This window comes from Streptomyces sp. NPDC002328 (assembly GCF_042890065.1).
Classification (GTDB): Bacteria; Actinomycetota; Actinomycetes; order Streptomycetales; family Streptomycetaceae; genus Streptomyces.
Map to the genome: position 1 here is coordinate 74,191 of NZ_JBIARQ010000026.1, position 15,317 is coordinate 89,507.

Here is a 15,317-nt window from a genome sequence, read left to right on the forward strand (position 1 = left end):
GCGGCAAGAGCGGCGATGAGCGCTCGATCACCAACGTCCGCAAGGAACTTGATCGACAGCCTGAGGAAGCGGCTCACCGCTTGGGCTTGCGCCCGGAAACCGATCGGTTTACGGTAATGAAACTGATCGGTTTCTCGCCGTGATGGCAAGCCTCGAACCCGCATCCCCAGGAGCACGGATGACTGCCGCGCGCGACACCGAGGGCCAACCCACTCGTCCCAGGCTTCCGGCGAAGCTGGCAACCCACCCGTCGGTGCAGGCCGTACTCGCCCTGCGCAGGACCGGCGGCATCGCGCGCCCGTCGGCGGTGATCGACGCGGAATGGCTCCGCGAGCTGTGCCTCGCAGCCGGCGCGGACGACGCCGCCCCGGTCAGCCTGGATCACCCCGACCTGGCCGGCGAGCGCGAGCACGTACAGGCCGCGCTGCCCGGGACCCGCACCCTGATCGCGATGGCGGTCCGGATGAACCGCGACAACTGCCGCTCCCCGGCCCGCAGTGTGGCCAACCAGGAGTTCCACCAGACCGACGAATTGGCCAACCACGCCGCCCGCAGCGTCACCCAGGCGCTTCAGGACGCCGGCTACCGCGCCCTCAACCCGTCGGTCGGCTTTCCCCAGGAGATGGACCGCTTCCCCAGCGAGCGGATCTGGGTGGTGGCGCACAAGACGGTAGCCGTGGCCGCCGGACTCGGAGTGATGGGCCTGCACCGCAACGTCATCCACCCGAAGTTCGGCAGCTTCGTCCTGCTGGTCACCGTCCTGGTGGACGCGGAGGTCAGCGAGTACGGGCAGAAGCTCGACTACAACCCCTGCATCGACTGCAAGTTGTGCGTCGCCGCCTGCCCGGTCGGCGCCATCGCCAAGGACGGTGCCTTCGACGCACTGGCCTGCACTACACACAACTACCGCGAGTTCATGAGCGGATTCACCGACTGGGCGCAGACCGTAGCCGACAGCGAGGACGCCGCCGACTACCGCTCCCGTGTCAGCGATTCCGAGAGCGCCTCCATGTGGCAGAGCCTGAGCTCACCGCCCGGCTACAAGTCCGGCTACTGCCTTGCCGTCTGCCCCGCCGGCGAGGACGTCCTGGGCCCGTACCTGGACGACCGCAAGACCTTCATGGACACCGTGCTGCGACCGCTCCAGGACAAGAAGGAAACCCTGTACGTCCTGCCTGGCTCCCACGCACAGGAGTACGCCGGGCGTCGCTTCCCCCACAAGCCTGTCAGGGAAGTGACCGGCGGCTGGCATCCCCCGGCGAAACGCTCCACGTCCACCGACCGGGAGAACCGGGAGACACGTACGTCATGAGGGGCGTCCACCCCTTCCGTGTCCTGTGTACCGAGTCGCCGTGGGCCGCGAACGGCGTCATCACGGGCGTACCCGCGCTGCTGTTCGCCGTGTTCTCAATCGGCGCCGACATCGGTCCGGTCGATCACCTGACCAAGTTGCCTGCCGACGTGCTCGACGCCCACAAGGAAGCCTCCCTCGGCAGCAAGCATGTCGACTTCGGGGCTCGGATCACCGAATCGATCAAGAAGTCGACCGCGAGCGGGTACAAGATCGGCTGCCGGCAGCTTGCAGGCGAGCACGCACGCCGCGCCGTCGGGGCGGTCAGCGGTGGGCCGTGCCGCGTGCTGGCTGTGGGCTGCGGCCCACGTCTACTGCTGTGCGACGGCCAGGGCTGCTCCCAGGGCGGCTGCTCGGCTGTGCCGGGCGTGGGTGACGTCTTCTGATCCGGGTGTGTGTGCCAACCTGTCGCCATGAATAGGCCCCGAGGTCCGCTGCGGACCGAAATACAGCGCGAAGGCGGCGCGGTGACGCCGTTGGAGCTGTTCTTCGACCTGGTCTTCGTGTTCGCGCTCACCGCGGTCACGGCGTTCATGGCCGCGGATCTCACCTGGCACGGCATGCTGCGCGGCATGCTGATCTTCGGGCTGCTGTGGTGGAGCTGGGTCTGCTACTCGTGGGTGGGCAACGTGACACGCGCGGACGAGGGGATCAGCCGACTGGGACTGTTCGCCGCGATGGCCGTGATGTTCGTCCTCGCCCTGAGCATCCCGGAGTCGTTCGACGACCTCCCCGGCGGGCTGTACGGCCCGGTCGTCGTCGCCGTCTGCTACTTCCTGTTCCGTGCCCTGCACCTGGTGCTGTTCTGGATCATCTCCGCCGGTGACGCGGGCCTGCGCGGGCAGCTGCTGCGTTTCGCGCCGTCGATGCTCGTGGCGACCATCCTGCTGCTGATCGCGGCCGCGACCGACGGGCCGACACAGACGGCGCTGTGGGCCGCGGCGCTCGCGGCGGACTACCTGGGCAACTACCTGGGCGGGGCGCGGGGGTGGCGGCTCCCCTCGGCCGGGCACTTCGCCGAACGGCACGGCCTGATCCTGCTCATCGCGCTGGGCGAGTCGATCGTGGCCGTCGGCGTAGGCATCGCCGAGCTTCCGATCTCGATGCCGATCGTGGCCGCCGCGGTACTGGGACTGGTCCTGTCGGCGGCGCTGTGGTGGTCCTACTTCGACGTCACCGCGCTCGCGGCCGAGCGCGCGTTCGCCGCCACGCCGGACGCCGACAGACCCCGGCTGGCGCGCGACGCCTACAGCTATCTGCACCTGCCGCTGGTCGCCGGCGTGGTGCTCCTCGCGCTGGGGCTGAAGAAGGTCCTGGCGTACGTGGGCGACCCCGCGCACCACGATCTCGCCGACCCGCTGAAGGGCGTCGGGCTCGCTGCGCTGGTCGGCGGCGTCTCGCTGTACCTGCTGGGGCATGTCGCGTTCACCTGGCGGGTCCTGGGCGTCGTCAACAAGCGGGACGCGGCACTGGCGATCGCTCTGTTGTCACTGCTGGGAGTCGGGCCGCACATTCCCGCGCTGGCCACTCTCGCGGTACTCACCGCCGCGATGGCCGCCCTGGTGGCATTCGAGACCATCCACTTCGCCGAGGACCGCCACCGGATCCGCCACGAACACCAAGCTCACCACTAACCCTGAGACCGCCGGGCGAACGGTCGCCGCGCGGGCAGGCCGACCGACGGAAGCGGCTCGGCCTGCCTCTGACAAGGGGGAAGAAGCGCCGGTCGGCCAAGGGAAAATAGTGCCGGTCCGCTCCGGCCCGGTCACCTCGCTCCGGCGGGCGGGTCGGCGTACACCCCTTCGAGCATTCCGGTGGCCTGGCCGACCTCGATGAGGTATCCGTCGGGATCGCGGAGATAACAGCGCAACTCGGCTTTCCGGTCGATGGGCGGAGTGAGGAAATCCGCCCCCTTGGCGCTCCACTCCCTGTAGCAGGCCTCGATGTCGGCCACACGGATGTTGAGGAAGCTCGATGTGGTGCCGGGGTCATCGGGCGGCCGCAGGGTCACGTCCGGCTTGTCGGGGGTCGGGCCGCCGCCGGGATTCATGATGATCCAGCCGTTGGCGAGCTTGATGATGCACGGGTTCTCTACCAACACCACACTGCCGCCCAGGACCTCCGAGTAGAAGGCACGCGACCGGGGCACGTCCCGCACGGTCAGGAAGTGGGTGAGGCACACCCCGGTGACCGGGGCGGGCAGGTCCTCTCGCTGCATCGGCGGGTCCCTTCGCTGTGAGCTGCTTCAACACGCGCATACCGCCCCCCATTCATCACTCCCGTCCATGGTCCGCAGTTCGGCCACACGCTGCCAGTCGGCTACGGACGGCTCCTGGCTCCATGTGCACGGTGGCCGAATCCGCGACCTTGAGGGCGCTGTCCGTGATGTGCGGGTGGTTCTCGGTTATGACCCGCATTTCCGTGCGAGGCACTGCGAGGCACACGTTGATGCCCACCGCTCGCTGTCTTCCGGTCGAGCGGGTGCCGGCCCGTGGTGCGGTTGTCGTCGGGCGTGGGGCACGGGATCCTGAGGGGGCACGAAGGGAAGCGGTGGTCATGGATCGTTTTCCGAAGGGGGCCGACGTCGACTTCCACAGTCCCTTGGACCTCTCCAAGGCCGCTGCCGCGGTGCTGGACGACGAAGGTCGTGTCTCCGGGTGGGGATCCTCGGCCGAGCGCCTCCTCGGGCACTCCCCCGAGGACGTACTGGGGCAGCCGGCCGCCAGGCTGCTCGCGGCGACCCCGGAGCAGCGGCTGTCCGGCCTGTGCAAGGCGCGCAAGCCCCGCAGCGCGGTCCTGGACCTCTGCTGCCGCGACGGACGCACCTTGCGCGCGGCCGTGACGTTCAGCCCGCTCGCGCACCGCGGCGTCGCCGCGACCGTCGTGGTCGCGGCCGACCTGGAGACGCAACGCGCCTGGGAGGCGCAACTGGCGATGCTCCAGGGACTGGCGACCGAGTCCCCCGTCGGCCTGACGATCTTCGGCACCGACCTGCGGGTCGTCTGGGGCAACGTCTCGACCGATCTGGAGCTCGCAGGGGTCGCGGACTACGTGGGCCGACCGGCCGCGGACCTGTTTCCCGAGGGGGAGTTCGTCTCCCGTCACCATCCTCCGGACGAGGAGCAGGTGATGGAGCACGTGCTGTCGACGGGGGAACCGATCCTCGGCATGCACTATCGCGGGCGCGCCCCCGTCGATCCGGTGCGTGAGCACGTCTGGTCCTGCTCGTACCACCGGCTGCTGGACGCCCGAGGAGACCCGCTCGGGCTGTTCGAGGAATCCCTGGACATCACCGACCGCTACCGCGCCCAGGAACGGCTGTCGCTGCTGGTGCGGGCCGGCAAGCGCATCGGAGCCTCACTGGACGTGCGTCGTACGGCCGCGGAGCTCGCCGACGTGGCGGTGCCGCAGCTGGCCGACGAGGTGCTGGTGGAGCTGCCGCCGGCGGTCATCGAGGGGCGGCAGCCGCCGACGGGTTCGGCGCCGGGGCACAGCCTGCTGCGGATGCACGGCCGGACCCCGGAGGAGTTCCGGGCCACTCCCGTCTCCTACCCGCCGTCGTCACCGCAGGCCATGAGCCTGACCACCAGCCGCCCCGTCGTCGACGCCTCCCCGCCCGAGACGCCCGGCGAGGCGGGCACGGCCGCCCCGCACTCCTGCCTCTTCGTGCCGCTGCTCAACCGCGACGCGGTCCTGGGCCTCGCCACCTTCCGACGCAGCAGCAATCCCGACCCGTTCGGAGCCGAGGAGCAGGCGCTCGCCGTGGAACTGGCCGAGCGAGCCGCCGTCGGCATCGACAACGCCCGCCGCTATACCAGCCAGCACGAGGCCGCTCTGGTGTTGCAGCGGAGCCTGCTGCCGCAGCACCTGCCCGAGCTGAGCGGGGTCGACGTGGCGTACCGGTACCTGCCCGCCGACAGCGGCGTGGGCGTGGGCGGCGACTGGTTCGACGTGATCCCGCTGTCCGGCGCCCGAGTGGGCCTGACCGTCGGCGACGTGGTCGGGCACGGCGTGCACGCCGCCGCGACCATGGGCCGGTTGCGCGCCACCGTACGGACTCTGGCCCTGCTGGACCTGGATCCGGCCGAGCTGCTCACCCGGCTCGACGACCTGGTCGCGCAGGACTCGGAAGCCTCCGGAAACGACGGGCTGAGCCACGAGGCGCTCGGGGTGACCTGCCTCTACGCGATCTACGATCCGGTCGGCGGCCGGTGCGTCTGGGCGAGCGCGGGCCATCCCCCGCCGATCGTGGCGGACGCGAGCGGCTCGGTGGCCTGGTCCGCGCTGTCACCGGGTCCGCCCCTGGGGCTGTCCGGCCTGCCCTACGAGAACGTCGAGCTGAACCTGTCCAGCGGCAGCGTGGTGGCGTTCTTCACCGACGGCGTCGTGGAGGACCGGCGCACCGACATCGACAGCGGGATCGACCGCCTGGCCCAGGTGCTGACCTGGCAGCGATGCCCGGTGGAGGAACTGTGCGACCGGGCGCTGTCGACCCTGCCGCCCGGCCCTCAGGCGGACGACGCCACGCTGCTGCTCGTCCGTACCCGGTGTCTCGACGGCGACCGCGTGGCGGATCTGGAGCTGCCGCCCGATCCGGCGATGGTGGCTCAGGCCCGCACGCACACCGAGCGGCAGTTGGCGGCCTGGGACCTGTCCGAGCTGTCGTTCACCGCCGCACTCGTGGTGAGCGAGCTGGTCACCAACGGCCTGCGATACGCCACCGGTCCCGTCGAGCTGCGGCTGATCAGGGACCGCTGCCTGCTGTGCGAGGTCTCCGACAGGGCGCACACCGCGCCCCACCTGCGTCGAGCGCGCCGGGACGACGAGGGGGGACGCGGTCTGTTCCTCGTGGCCCAGGTGTCTCAGCGCTGGGGCACGCGGTACACCGCCTCCGGTAAGACCATCTGGGCCGAATTGGCCATCACCTAGAGTCCACGAGCGCCTTCGGCTCGAGCGGTTCACGTCGCGGTCATGCACGCCGCCGCACCGGCGACGCCGCTCACCGACGCTCGACGGAGCCGTTCGCCGCGGCGGTCACCGTCTCAGGATCCACACCGGTCAGTTCGACGATGCGGCGCGGTGGCACGCCGGCGGCCAGTGCGCGTCCGATCAGCCCGTCCCGGCCGCCCGCGCAGTCACGATAGGCGAGCAACTCCCCCTCGATCCGGGCGAACGGCTCCGGTGCCATCCGGTGGCGGAGACGGCTCAGTTCCTCGTCGCTCAGCGGGACGGGCAGTCGCTCCGCTCCCTCGGGAATGGCCGCCGTCTCCTCCGGTGGCAACAACCGCAGGTGCGGGGAGGCAGGCGTGCTGCCGTGAGCGTCCAGCCAAGCGCGTACCGCGGGAGTCTCCAGACACGCGAGATCCCCGACGGCGGCGGGACTTACGCCGAGCGAAGCGGCGGACGCGTCGTCAAGCAGGAACAGATAGGCGTCGTCGGTCATCCACGGCTCCTTCTCAACGGGGTCTGATCGATGTCCCCTTACCCCGCGTCGCCGAGATCACCGCCGGCCACCACCGGCACCGGGCCGCCGCTTCGAGGACTCACCAGGTCACGGCCGTCAGGACTCCGTCGGGGCCCAGGCGCTGGGGCATCGGTGATGTTTCAGGCGCCCGTTCGGTCGGGGTGCCGCTCAGTGCTCCGTCCATGTAGCGGAACAGCGCCTCACCGATCGGGTTCGGGAGTTGTTCGCCGTCGTCGGTGAACCGTTCGTACTTCATCAGGTTGTAGCCGAGCGCGACCTGGCGGCGTCCGTCCTCCGTGGACATCGCCCAGGTCCCCGCCCCGAAGACGCCGCCGTCGTGACCCCAGTACCAGCCGCCGCTGGGCACTTTGAGGGTGTACAGGCCGAGGCCGTACCGCAACCCCACCTCCTGACCCGCGTCCGGCTCGTACGCGGGAACCGTCGTCTTCATCTCCCGCAGCTCGGCCGGGCCGAGCAGCTTCCCGCTCAGGAGTTGGCGGTAGAAGTGGTTGAGGTCGTTCGTCGTGGAGACCATCGCGCCGGCCGTCCAGGCCCAGGACATGTCGTAGACGCTGTAGTCGCGCGCCGGTTCGATGGCGCCGTAGAACGACTCGTACATCTTGGCGTGCGGCCCCGAGATGCGGGCCGAGCGCGGGAAGTACGTGTGCCGCAGTCCCGCCTTGCGGATGACGTTCTTGGTGATGTACGACTCCGGGTCCTGGCCCGTGACCTTCTTCAACAGCAGCCCGGCGATGATGTAGTTGGTGTTCGCGTACGAGTGCTTGCCGCGCGCCGCCGGTGACTTGGCCGCCAGGCCGAGGCGGACCAGTTCCTCGGGGGCCAGCTTGCGGAATCGGCCCTCGTTCAAGGCCTGTGCCGGGTCCTCCACCAGCTTGGGGAAGGCGGGCAGTATGTAGTCCGCGATGCCGCTCGTGTGGTTGAGCAGCATCCGTACCGTCACCTCCCGGCCCCGCTCGCCCGGCACCAGCTCCGGGAGGTAGTCGCCGATCGGGGCGTCCAGATCGACCCTGCCCTTGGCCACCTGCTGGAGGACGGCCACCGAGGTGAAGGTCTTGGTGATGCTGCCGATCCGGTGCTCGAAGTCGGCGCGGATCGGCCGTCCGGTGTCGATGTCGGCGACGCCTGCCGCCCCCTGCCACCGCTCGGAGCCGTCCCTGACCGAGGAGAAGGCCCCGTACATCCCCGCCTGGTGGATCGCGTCGAGCGAGGCGCGTAACGCCTTTCGGTCGAGGGCGAACGTGGTGGAGGCGGCGGATGCGGTGGTGGAGACGGAGGCCGGCGATGGAGCGGTGGCCCCGGCCGGTAGCGCACCGACTGCGAGTGACAGCAGGGCCGCCGAGGCCACGGCGGCCAGGCGCGCTCTCCGGCGGTCGGGGCGCGGGCGGGGGGTGGCGGTCGGGGTGGTGTCGCGCATCGGCGGATCCCGTCTCAACAGGTGGGCGTGGCAGATGACTTCATCCTCCGCGCGCACTGCCCGGTCGTCCGTCCACCCATGGAACGATCTTGGTCACAGAAAGAGATGACATTTGTCAGGTTCAGGGCCTGCCTGAGCGCCGCCGGCGGACACCTCGCGGAGCACGGCGGCGGGCGTGCTCCGCGAGGCGGTTCGAGGCCGGGTCACCGCCGGGTCAGGGCGTCATCTCGTACGACCCCGACAGGGCCTCGACGCGCTGCCACACGCGCTCCGAGCGTGCCCCGTCGACGATCGGGCGTCGCACCGCGCCGAGTGCCCAGCGCTGCTGCTCCTCCGTGGCGGAGTCCTTGCCGTGCAGTTCGACGGCGTGGGCGGAGAAGTCACGGACGAGGACGGCGAACAGCTCGTCGAGGACGTCCTCGTCGAGGCCCGTCAGCGCGGCCTGTTCGAGGACCAGCTGTCCGTGGACGACGAGTGCGAAGAGCTGGCCGACGGCGAGGAGCAGGTCGAGGTCCCGGCTCTGATGCTCGTCCGGCGCGGCCGTGCGGACGAACTCGCAGAGGGCGTCGGCCTGTTCGCGGAACCGGGCGACGTTGGACAGGTGGGCGTAGGCGTCGAAGGCCGGGCGCCAGTCGTGGAAGCGGACCGAGCCGAGGCCGCGGGCCGGGCCCTGCCGGAAGAGGAAGTCGTCGTCGGCCGCGTCGAGACGGGTGGGGACGGGCTCGTAGGCGACCGGGTCGAGCAGGTGGTTGCGCATGAACTTGAGGATCAGCGCCAGGTTGACGTGGACGGTGCCTTCCAGCTTCGGCAGGCCGCGGATCTCGACGGCGGCCTGGGCGAAGTAGTTGTCCTTCTCGAAGCCCTTGGCGGCGATGACGTCCCACATCAGGTCGATGACCTTCTCGCCCTCGGTGGTCACCTTCATCTTCGTCATGGGGTTGAAGAGGAGGTAGCGGCGGTCGTCGGGGCCCGCGGTGCGGAAGTAGTCGACGGCGCGGTCGCTGAACAGCTTCATGCCGACGAGCCGGACGTACGCGTCGGTCAACTCCCGCCGTACGTGCGGGAAGGCGGTGACGGGGCGGCCGTAGAGGATGCGGTTCTGCGCGTGGGTGACGGCCTCGTACATCGCGTGCTCGCAGATGCCGATCGAGGCGGTGCACAGGTTGAACTTGCCGACGTTGACGGTGTTGAGGGCGGCGTCGAACGCGGCACGGCCGGTGTGCAGGACGTCCTGCGGGGCCACGGGGTAGTCCTCGAGGCGGAACTCGCTGACGTACTTCGAGGAGTCGACGACGTTCTTGACCAGGTGGTACGCCGGGTGGCGGCTGTCGGCGGCGAAGAAGACATAGCCGTCGGGGCCCTCGATGTCGGTGCGGCGGCCGAAGACGGAGACGAGCCCGGCCGCGTTGCCGTTGCCGATGTAGTACTTGGAGCCGGTGGCCCGGAAACTCCCCTCGCCGTCGGGCTCCAGGAGCATGTCGGTGGAGTAGATGTCGGCGCCGTGGGCCTTCTCGGACAGGCCGAACGCGAACACCTCACCCTGGGACAGCAGTTCGGCGGCGCGGGCGCGGGCGGCGGGGTTGTCGCTCTGCCAGACGGGGCCGAGGCCGAGGATGGTGACCTGCCAGGCGTACCAGTAGTCGAGGCCGTAGAAGCCGAGTATCTCGTTGAGGGCGGCGATGCGGGCGGTGTCCCAGCGCTTGTCGCCCTCGTCTTCTCCGGCGGAGGAGGAGGGGGTGAGGAACGTCGCGAAGAGCCCCTCCTTGGCGGCGAAGGCGAGGAAGTCGCCGAGCCAGGCGCGGGTCCGGTAGTCCTCGATCAGCCGGCGCCTGCCCCGCTCCTCGAACCAGTCGACGGTCGCGCGCAGCAGCCTGCGGGTCTCCGGGTCGAAGTGCGCGGGGTCGTACGTCCGCGGGTTGAGGAGCAGCGCGTCGGTCATGGTGCCGCCTTTCGGCTGGGAGGGGTGAGGGTGGGTCCGGGCGCGGGTCCCGGGAGGGCCTGCTCGGCCGGTCAGCGACCGGTGTGGAGGCCGGCGAGTGTGGCGAGGACCTCGTCGAGCCAGGCGATCATCATCCGCTCGTACGCGATGCCGCCCCGCAACACGACGTGCTGGAGCTCCCGTTCGGCGTCGAGGGGACCGTCCGCCCGGGCTGCCCCGAAGTCACGGGTCTCGCCGGCGAGGTAGTGGGCGAGGCGGTCCGAGTGCGCCTGCCGGTGCCGCTCGACCTCACTGATCAGGACGGCCGGCTCGTCGAAGGCCGCACCGCGGACCTTCACCGCCAGGTCGTGCCGGACGCTCTCGGGTTCGGTCGGTTCGTGCAGCCACGCGGAGAGCGCGTCCCGTCCGGGCTCGGTGACGGAGTACTCCTTCTTGTCCGGACGCCCGTACTGCGAGATCTCCCGGACGTCGACCCAGCCGTCGCTCTCCATGCGTTTGAGCACGCGGTAGATCTGCTGGTGCGTGGCGGTCCAGAAGTACCCGATGGACCGCTCGAAGCGCCGGGCCAGCTCGTAGCCGGAGCCCGGCTTCTCCAGCAGGGAGACGAGGATCGCGTGCTCGAGCGCCATGGACCCCATCCTGCTATGCACCTCGTTGCATAACAACGGTGCCGCGATGAGAGACGACTCACCCAGTGCAGGTCGCGTAGATCACTTGCCGACGGCGACGGGCGGGGCCGGGGGCGGGCAGGAACTCGGCCGGGCGGCTCGCAGCTTCTCTCGCGCGACCACGGCGGGGCCTCCCACTGATTCGCGTGGTCCTGGCCGGGACAGTGACGGTCAAACGTTCCCAATGGGGCGGCACAGGTCTGACGGCGCTCAGAGTCGCGGGTGCCCCGTACGCTCCAAAGCCTTACGGGCGGCAAGGTAGCCCGCGATCTTGAACGCCAGTTCGTGGGAGCCGAACGTGTCGGCGCGGGCGTGCCGCAGCACCAGCCGAGTGGCGATCACGACTGCGTGCTCGGGCAGGCTCAGCTGCTCCTCGATCCCCGCGGCGGCAGCCGCGAAGAAGCGTGGCAGGTCCTCGGCAGGTTCGTACTCCACCGTCAGCTCTTGCGCCACCTCGAAGGCGAAGCCCTCGGCCGCGGGCTCGAAGTCCACCTCTATCTCCGCGAAGTGCGGCGCGCAGTTCTGCTTCTGGTGCAGGACGCACACGCCACGGATCGGATACGGCGGAAACCTGGGCAGCGCTGACGTCACGCCAACACGCTATCCCCTGCCCGTGCCCCCGCCTCCGCCGGGGGAATGGCGGCCCGTCCGTCTCCCCGGCCGTACGGGGTGAGGGAGGAAGCCCGTGGAGGAAGCCCGTGGGGCGGGCGAACAACGGCACCCAGGCTCTTGGCCGTTGGGTGCGGACGGTGAGATCGTCCGCAGGTGGCCCACCTGGGCGGCGGCCTTCGTGCCCGGCGAAGAGGTCCTCCTCGGCGTCCGGCCCGGCCGACGGCATCGGGCAGACCAGGGACGTCAGTTGGAGCAGGGCGGTGAGGCCCGGCAGGCGGTAGCCCTGCTCCTTCACGCCGGGAAGTTCGGCCGCCTCGCCGACTGACCGGCACCGGCACCGACGCCGTCAAAGTGCCCAAGCCCGCCCCAGGCCTCCCCTGTCGTGGATGCCGAGCTTGCGGTAGACCCGGCCGAGTGCGTTGTCGACCGTCCGTACGGACAGGCTGCACTGGTCGGCGATCTCCCTGCTGGTGTGCCCATGGGCCGCCAGTCGGGCGATCTCCCGTTCGCGCGGGCTGAGTTGCACCGCCGTGGAGAGGTCCGCCAGCGCAGGGGTCGCCGCGTCCCCGCACTGCCGTCGCAACGAGTGGGCGCGGGCCGTGGCGCGCCGGCCGGCCCCCTCCCGGGCCGCGCCGCCCGATGCGTGCCACAGCCCGGCAGCTTCGGCGAGGCTCTCGGCAGCGAGGAGCAGCGCGCCCATCGCCGTCCATGCGTCGGCCACGGCCACCAGCGCGTCCGGGTCACGGTCGGCCACCGCACGCGCATGGGCGGCACGAGCCGCCGCGTACGGTCCCTGGGCGTCCTCGGCCAGTTCGCGTACGCGAGGGGCCGCGTCCCGGTCGCCCCAGCGGAGCAGATCGTGTTCAAGCGTCAAAGCGGCGGCGAACTCCTCTCCCGCCCGCGCCGCTTCGGCCCCGGCGCGCAGGACGGCTTCTGCCTCGTGGCGTCGCCCCCGGCACCGTAGCGACCAGGCCTGGGCGCGCAGCGTGTCGGCCTGAGCGAGCGGGGAGTGCGGATCGGTGGAGCCGGAGGCGAGTACGGCCGTCTCCGGGGCGCTGCGACCGGCGTACGCCTCGGCCAGCACCAGCCCGGCGAGCGCACGCTGCTCGGCGAACCTGTGTCCGCACAGATGGGCCTGCGCCCGGGCCTCACGAAAGTGGGCGACCGCCTCCGCGCACCGCCCCCGGTCGAGCGCGATCCGCCCCCGCACCCAGCCGAACCAGACGACCAGCGCGGGCACCGGTGAGCGCAGCAGTCCCTCGAGCCCCTCGGACGCGGCCCGCTCCGCCTCGTCGAACCGCCCCGCCTCCAGCAGGGCCGCCGCGACGAGGTAGAGGCTGCGCGCCGGATAGAAGACCGCCGACCGGTCGGCCAGCACGCGGTGCGCGGCATGGGCCGCGCGGCCGCTGCGGACAGCGTCCTCGGGCCGCCCCGAGGACAGTTCCACCCTCAGCCGGGCCTGAAGCAGCAGTACACCGGAGTCGGACGGCTCGGCCCCGTCCGACGGCGGCAGCCACGGGTCGAGCACGGTGCGGGCCCGCGCGGTGCGCCCCGCCGAGGTCAGCAGGGTGGCCTCCCAGGCGGCCATCTCGGCGCACGGACCGCCCCGGCGCCCGGCCTCGTCGATGACGGCCAGCGCGCGGGTCATGTTGCCGGGCCCGAAGAAGTGGTGGACGGCCAGGGTCAGGGCAGCGGTGTGAAGGTCCGGCTCCCGGGCCGCGGCGAAGGCGTCTTCCAGGACGGCGATCCCTTCGCCGAACTCGCCCCGCTGTCCCAGGGCCTCGCCGAGCATCAGCCCGGCCCGGGTGTTGGGGCCGTGTACCAGCGCGGCGCGTGCCAGCCGGCACATGGTGTCCACGTCATCCGCGTGCAGGGCCTGCGCCGCGGCCCGCACCAGCAGGGCGGGATCTGCGGTGCCGGTGGCCTCCAGTTCCCAGCCCGCCAGCGCGAGGGGGTCGCCGGCGCGCCGGGCGCCGTGCCCGCGTACCCGGCCGACCTGGTCCAGCAGCAGGGTCCGGGCCCGAAGGCGAGTGATGCCGGCGCGCAGCAGCCGTGCGTGCATCGGGTGGGCGAGGGTGAGCTGTTCGCGGCGCCCGTCGAGGTGTGATTCGACGAGTTGCTGCCGTTCCAGTCCGGCCAGGGCGTCCGCGTCGACGTATGTCAGGCCGTCCCGCAGCCCGATCGGCCCGCACACCGCGAGGAGTTCCATCAGGGTCCGCTGCGGGCCGGTCAGTTCCCGGAGCCGTACGTCGAGCAGGGCGTCCGGCAGCACCGCGGCGAGCGGCCGCGTGAGGCACCACACGCCGTGCACAGGGCTCAGCCGCCCGTCGGCGAGGGCGCTTCGCAGCAGCTCCCTCAGGCACAGCGCGTTCCCGCCGCTGGCCTCCCACAGGGCCCGCAGGGCGGGTGCAGCAACCGGCCCGCCCATCGTGGCGATCAGCAGCCGGGCGCTCTCCTCCTCACCCAGCGTCGGCAGTGCGATGTGGCGCAAGGCGTCCTCCCGCCACAGGGACCTCAGCACGTCGGGCCAGTCGGCGCCGTCGGGGAGAGTCACGGCCAGGAAGAGCGAGGAGTCCGCCAGCAGCAGTGCGATCAGCGCCAGTGACGTGGGATCGAGCAGCTGGATGTCGTCGACGACCAGGACGGTGCGGGTGGTGGCGGACGACCGGTGCGCGGCCATCCGCCGCCGTACCCGGCGGATGAACTCCGCCGGTTCCTCCGCGTACACGTCCGAGGACAGCAGCGGCGCCAGCGCCGACAGCGGAAGCGCCCGGGCGCTGTGCGTCGCCTGGACGCGTACGACACGGTGGCCGCCGCGACCGCCCGCCCCGGTCGAGAACTCCTCGGCGAGGCGGCTCTTGCCCACCCCGTGCGCTCCTGTGATCACCACTGCTTTGCAGTCCGGTCGGCGCAGCGCGCGGCGGAGCGCCGCCAGTTCCGTGTCCCGGCCGGCGAAATGCAGGCGGCCGCTCCCCAAACCCGTGTCCACCATGGGTCCCCCTCGGCGCCCGGGCGATCTGGCCCCCCAGCCGGATGGTTCGCCCACGGCGTGCGGCCCGCAGCGTGGCACGCCGGCCGTCGAAATCGGCTGGGGCGGCACGCGGTTGGCCGAAAGAGAGCGCGAGTTCGTCCGGAAGGCAGGCCGGTACGGAGTAGCGGCCTTGCCTCGTTGGAGTAGTCGACTGCTCTGTGCCGCGGTGTGCGGACAGGTGAGGGTGTTGCCACGTCGGGGCAGCGGGCCGAGTGGCCGTGCGGCCCACGGCGTGACCACCGATTCACCACGGGGAAGGAAAACCAGATGCGATCGACAACGCTCCGTCGCCTCGCCACCGGGGCAGTGGGTCTCGCGGCCGCGTTCACTCTGACCGTTCCGGCGGCCGCCGCCGCTCAGCCGCCCGTGCCCGGGGAGCTGTACAAGGTCCAGTTGCTGACCCTGCGCTGCACCAACATCTCGGAGAGCGGCGAGGACGAGGTGTACATCAAGTTCGACGGCGGGGTCGCGATCCCCACTTCGGTCTGCCGTGAACGGGGCACGGTCGACTACAGCGGCGTGGATCCCGAGCGGTTCATCTTCGAGGGCGGAACGGTCCTTCCCCTCGAACTGTGGGAGCAGGACCCCGACGTCATCGACCCGGACGACAAGCTGGGCGTGTTCGAGCTCAATGACAGCCGGGTCGGCACGACCAACCTCGCCAAGATCGTCAACGGGACCGACTACGCCTTCAGCCTGACCTACCGGGTCCTGCCGCTGGACTAGAAGGCTCATGAAGATCTTGGGGTTCTGGCCCTGCCGCGTCAGCGGCAGGGCCAGACTCGTCATGTGGCGATGGGTGAGTGGGTCGGCGAGA

13 protein-coding genes are annotated in these 15,317 nt (G+C 70.9%); 6 read left to right on the plus strand and 7 right to left on the minus strand.

Annotated elements, in window-relative coordinates; translation table 11 throughout:
• Positions 1 to 178: 178 nt before the first annotated feature.
• Genes ACFYX4_RS37470 through ACFYX4_RS37480 form a run of 3 tightly spaced genes read left to right on the plus strand, consistent with a single transcriptional unit; the run spans position 179 to position 2,985 of the window.
• Positions 179 to 1,312, plus strand: coding sequence for a 4Fe-4S binding protein (locus ACFYX4_RS37470; protein ID WP_389343679.1), 1,134 nt, complete (start codon positions 179 to 181; stop codon positions 1,310 to 1,312).
• Positions 1,309 to 1,737 (plus strand): hypothetical protein, encoded by a 429-nt coding sequence (locus ACFYX4_RS37475; RefSeq protein WP_389343682.1) that lies wholly within the window; start codon positions 1,309 to 1,311, stop codon positions 1,735 to 1,737. The genes ACFYX4_RS37470 and ACFYX4_RS37475 overlap by 4 nt, the downstream gene beginning before the upstream one ends.
• A gap of 27 nt (positions 1,738 to 1,764) precedes the next feature.
• A complete protein-coding gene (locus ACFYX4_RS37480) occupies positions 1,765 to 2,985 on the plus strand; it encodes a low temperature requirement protein A (protein ID WP_389343685.1) in 1,221 nt (406 codons plus the stop codon).
• A gap of 131 nt (positions 2,986 to 3,116) precedes the next feature.
• Here the strand turns inward: ACFYX4_RS37480 and ACFYX4_RS37485 are convergent, their stop codons facing one another.
• A complete protein-coding gene (locus ACFYX4_RS37485; protein WP_389343688.1) occupies positions 3,117 to 3,569 on the minus strand; it encodes a VOC family protein in 453 nt (150 codons plus the stop codon).
• 338 nt (positions 3,570 to 3,907) lie between these two features.
• Between ACFYX4_RS37485 and ACFYX4_RS37490 the strand changes: the two genes are divergently transcribed.
• Positions 3,908 to 6,280 carry a SpoIIE family protein phosphatase gene (locus ACFYX4_RS37490; protein ID WP_389343691.1) on the plus strand — a complete coding sequence of 791 codons (2,373 nt, stop codon included), beginning with the start codon at positions 3,908 to 3,910 and terminating at the stop codon, positions 6,278 to 6,280.
• A gap of 70 nt (positions 6,281 to 6,350) precedes the next feature.
• Here ACFYX4_RS37490 and ACFYX4_RS37495 read toward each other — a convergent pair whose 3' ends face one another.
• The 5 genes from ACFYX4_RS37495 to ACFYX4_RS37515 form a co-directional block, all read right to left on the minus strand.
• A complete protein-coding gene (locus ACFYX4_RS37495; RefSeq protein WP_389343694.1) occupies positions 6,351 to 6,794 on the minus strand; it encodes a DUF6003 family protein in 444 nt (147 codons plus the stop codon).
• A gap of 100 nt (positions 6,795 to 6,894) precedes the next feature.
• Complete coding sequence (locus tag ACFYX4_RS37500) at positions 6,895 to 8,250, minus strand: serine hydrolase domain-containing protein (protein WP_389343697.1); 1,356 nt, start codon at positions 8,248 to 8,250, stop codon at positions 6,895 to 6,897.
• Positions 8,251 to 8,464: 214 nt separating this feature from the next.
• Positions 8,465 to 10,189: an acyl-CoA dehydrogenase family protein gene (locus ACFYX4_RS37505; protein ID WP_389343700.1), complete on the minus strand. Its 1,725-nt coding sequence runs from the start codon at positions 10,187 to 10,189 to the stop codon at positions 8,465 to 8,467.
• A gap of 71 nt (positions 10,190 to 10,260) precedes the next feature.
• Positions 10,261 to 10,818 carry a PadR family transcriptional regulator gene (locus ACFYX4_RS37510; RefSeq protein ID WP_389343703.1) on the minus strand — a complete coding sequence of 186 codons (558 nt, stop codon included), beginning with the start codon at positions 10,816 to 10,818 and terminating at the stop codon, positions 10,261 to 10,263.
• Positions 10,819 to 11,067: 249 nt separating this feature from the next.
• Positions 11,068 to 11,448: a hypothetical protein gene (locus tag ACFYX4_RS37515; RefSeq protein WP_389343706.1), complete on the minus strand. Its 381-nt coding sequence runs from the start codon at positions 11,446 to 11,448 to the stop codon at positions 11,068 to 11,070.
• A 145-nt stretch (positions 11,449 to 11,593) separates the two neighbouring features.
• On the opposite strand from ACFYX4_RS37515, the gene ACFYX4_RS37520 reads away from it, so the two are divergent.
• Positions 11,594 to 11,794, plus strand: coding sequence for a hypothetical protein (locus tag ACFYX4_RS37520; protein ID WP_389343709.1), 201 nt, complete (start codon positions 11,594 to 11,596; stop codon positions 11,792 to 11,794).
• A gap of 21 nt (positions 11,795 to 11,815) precedes the next feature.
• Here ACFYX4_RS37520 and ACFYX4_RS37525 read toward each other — a convergent pair whose 3' ends face one another.
• Positions 11,816 to 14,461: an AAA family ATPase gene (locus tag ACFYX4_RS37525; protein WP_389343712.1), complete on the minus strand. Its 2,646-nt coding sequence runs from the start codon at positions 14,459 to 14,461 to the stop codon at positions 11,816 to 11,818.
• A 306-nt stretch (positions 14,462 to 14,767) separates the two neighbouring features.
• On the opposite strand from ACFYX4_RS37525, the gene ACFYX4_RS37530 reads away from it, so the two are divergent.
• Entirely contained in the window at positions 14,768 to 15,226 is a 459-nt protein-coding gene (locus ACFYX4_RS37530) for a hypothetical protein (RefSeq protein WP_389343715.1), read from the plus strand.
• Positions 15,227 to 15,317: the final 91 nt, after the last annotated feature.

Coding starts and splice junctions, on each gene's coding strand:
- ACFYX4_RS37470 (WP_389343679.1), top strand. CDS start 179: ATGACTGCCGCGCGCGACACCGAGGGCCAACCCACTCGTCCCAGGCTT.
- ACFYX4_RS37475 (WP_389343682.1), top strand. CDS start 1,309: ATGAGGGGCGTCCACCCCTTCCGTGTCCTGTGTACCGAGTCGCCGTGG.
- ACFYX4_RS37480 (WP_389343685.1), top strand. CDS start 1,765: ATGAATAGGCCCCGAGGTCCGCTGCGGACCGAAATACAGCGCGAAGGC.
- ACFYX4_RS37485 (WP_389343688.1), bottom strand. CDS start 3,569: ATGCAGCGAGAGGACCTGCCCGCCCCGGTCACCGGGGTGTGCCTCACC.
- ACFYX4_RS37490 (WP_389343691.1), top strand. CDS start 3,908: ATGGATCGTTTTCCGAAGGGGGCCGACGTCGACTTCCACAGTCCCTTG.
- ACFYX4_RS37495 (WP_389343694.1), bottom strand. CDS start 6,794: ATGACCGACGACGCCTATCTGTTCCTGCTTGACGACGCGTCCGCCGCT.
- ACFYX4_RS37500 (WP_389343697.1), bottom strand. CDS start 8,250: ATGCGCGACACCACCCCGACCGCCACCCCCCGCCCGCGCCCCGACCGC.
- ACFYX4_RS37505 (WP_389343700.1), bottom strand. CDS start 10,189: ATGACCGACGCGCTGCTCCTCAACCCGCGGACGTACGACCCCGCGCAC.
- ACFYX4_RS37510 (WP_389343703.1), bottom strand. CDS start 10,818: ATGGCGCTCGAGCACGCGATCCTCGTCTCCCTGCTGGAGAAGCCGGGC.
- ACFYX4_RS37525 (WP_389343712.1), bottom strand. CDS start 14,461: ATGGTGGACACGGGTTTGGGGAGCGGCCGCCTGCATTTCGCCGGCCGG.
- ACFYX4_RS37530 (WP_389343715.1), top strand. CDS start 14,768: ATGCGATCGACAACGCTCCGTCGCCTCGCCACCGGGGCAGTGGGTCTC.